Source organism: Moorena sp. SIO2C4, assembly GCF_010672485.1.
In the GTDB taxonomy this organism is placed as follows: Bacteria; Cyanobacteriota; Cyanobacteriia; order Cyanobacteriales; family Coleofasciculaceae; genus Moorena; species Moorena producens.
Window position 1 is genome coordinate 1 of sequence record NZ_JAAHGN010001165.1, and the last position, 2223, is coordinate 2223.

Consider the following 2223-nt stretch of genomic DNA (forward strand, 5'->3'; position numbering starts at 1 on the left):
TTCGGGAGTCGGGAGTCGGGAGTCGGGAGTCGGTAGTCGGGAGTCGGGAGTCGGGAGTCGGGGAAACGCCCTCAGCTGGGCGCACCCGTCCCTTAAATTCTTGTAGATTTGGATATCTATATTATTGGAGTTTTTTGGCAATGAAAGTACGTACTCCCCCCAAAGTTAAAAACCTACCCGGGCATCTTGCGTGGAACGAGCATCTTGCGTGGAACGGGCATCTTGCCCGTTACTGATCTTGTCGGGCAGGCAGGATGCCCACCCCACTTATTCATATTGATCCAAAGATTCAGCAATGCTGGATTTTTTACCGATTCCCGACTCCCGATTCCCGATTCCCGATTCCCGATTCCCGATTCCCGACTCCCGACTACTCTAGAGTTTTTACTGTTCAATAACTACCGCATTCAACCCGTCTAACCGTAAAGCCACTTGATAAGCTTTACCAACTTTCTTCAGTTTAAACGCTCCTAAGGATTGCAAAAATTTGGGGAATGTACCTTTTAAATTTAAGTCTCTCATCAACTGAGTAATGGGTCGAGAGTATTGTTTTTTAAATTCAGTAGCTATATGAGCGATCGGAACATAAGGATCTTTATAGTTTGTCTTCAAATCCTTGAGGAGTTTAACTAGTATCTCTTCCAAATCTGATTTAGATTCAATTTTAGATAAAGGCTTAACAGTAGGCTTTAACTGAATAGTCTTTAAAGAAGAGGTCTTTTTAATGAAAGAAATTGGCTTTTCAAATAGAGTTAGATAAAAATTTGAAGTTCCCGGTATGTGATGAGTCACAAATTCCTTGGGGTAATCACTAAAAATATCGGTTGTTAGTTTTCCAGGCAAGCGCAGGGAGACAACTTGATTGAGGGTTAGCTGATACTTAGACTCAAATAGATAAGATAGTCTAGACAGGTTTATCCAAGCATTGGAAGTGCGTTTTTGTTCAGCTTTGAGGATGTCTTTGAGCTGATTAATAAATTCCTCAAGGGTGGGAATTTCTGGTACAGAAACCAGAGAATGGGCTTGAGTTTCACGAGTCTTGTTATTTAAAACAATGATCTTATCGTTTTGTTTACGCACCAAATAGACTTTTAGTCCATGGGTTTGTAGGGTGGTGCAAAGATGAGTCATTACCCCATCAGAGGAACAGACTAAGACTTCCTTGGCGGTTGGATAATGGATAAAGATAGAAGCGCCAACGGTAGCCATCTTAAAATCAGCGCTGTCCTTTCCTGGTGGGACATGAATTAGCTCATAGCCACGACTATGCAGTTCAGTGTCATACTTACCCATAGCACGCCAATTGGCAACAGCAATTTTGATTTGGATCGGGTAGGAACAAATTTGAGCTAGGAATTTTTCGGTTTCAGTATTGAGCCGTAAATTTTCGGCATCTAGCAGTAAGATGGCAATTCCTGTGCCTAGCTTTGGCAAAGGGGAAACTGATGTTGGGGTTTTATTATTAGTAGAGACACCAGTAGAGACAGCTAAGTTATGGGAATTACTCCCTGGCTTGGGTCGGATAGAGTGACGAAGTTTTTGGGTCAGTTCCCTAAAGCTGGGGGAGTTGAAATAACCAGGAATAAACAGAACTTGCAGTAATTTCCTGACTTTGATAATTCGTCGGGGCCAATCTTGCTCTTGGCTGAGTTCTGATTTGAACTTGGCCAGGAAAGCCGATTGATGACGGGGTTTATCCCAAGCGATTTTTCGGTATTTTTCCTTGAGTAATTCGGACTGCTGCTGCTGAACCTCAAGGATGGCTTGGTAGAGGTAAAGGCTAATTTCGTTGATCGCGGCAGAGTCATTCACGAATGGTTTCTGGTAGATTTGGTGAGTAATTTTGGGCTGAATACAAAAGCAGATCTATGAACCCAGTATATGTGAAATAGCAAAGGCAACAGGGAACAGCGGATCTCGGAACAGCGGATCTCGGAACAAAAATTCCCACAATTCCTACAGGGATCCCTCAAGGATCAGCAGTGGGTAGTGGAAAAATTCGAGTTCCATAGAACTCAGCTGTTGGTAGATTGAAGGAGCTTCCAGCCAGAAGCCAGGAGTCGTTAGGGTTAAATTTGTTATTATAGCGCTGTCTTGATGCAAAGCGCGAGTGGGGGAAACCCCCGCAGGTCGGCGCTGCATCGCTTCTGTTGAGTAATGAGCTATACAGAATTTTTCGCCGATTCCCTGTCATCTGCTCCCTATTCCCTATTCCCGACTCCA

The 2223-nt window shown here is 43.7% G+C and carries 3 protein-coding genes; 1 reads left to right on the plus strand and 2 read right to left on the minus strand.

Annotation, left to right across the window (positions count from 1 at the left end):
• The first annotated feature begins 186 nt into the window (after positions 1-186).
• Positions 187-420: a hypothetical protein gene (locus F6K20_RS35085; RefSeq protein WP_131827003.1), complete on the plus strand. Its 234-nt coding sequence runs from the start codon at positions 187-189 to the stop codon at positions 418-420.
• Here the strand turns inward: F6K20_RS35085 and F6K20_RS35090 are convergent.
• Both F6K20_RS35090 and F6K20_RS35095 read right to left on the minus strand, forming a co-directional pair.
• Positions 385-1812 carry an NYN domain-containing protein gene (locus tag F6K20_RS35090; RefSeq protein ID WP_008178863.1) on the minus strand — a complete coding sequence of 476 codons (1428 nt, stop codon included), beginning with the start codon at positions 1810-1812 and terminating at the stop codon, positions 385-387. The genes F6K20_RS35085 and F6K20_RS35090 overlap by 36 nt on opposite strands.
• A 157-nt stretch (positions 1813-1969) precedes the next feature.
• On the minus strand, positions 1970-2223 hold a 254-nt coding region (locus F6K20_RS35095), incomplete at its 5' end, for a hypothetical protein (protein ID WP_287297896.1).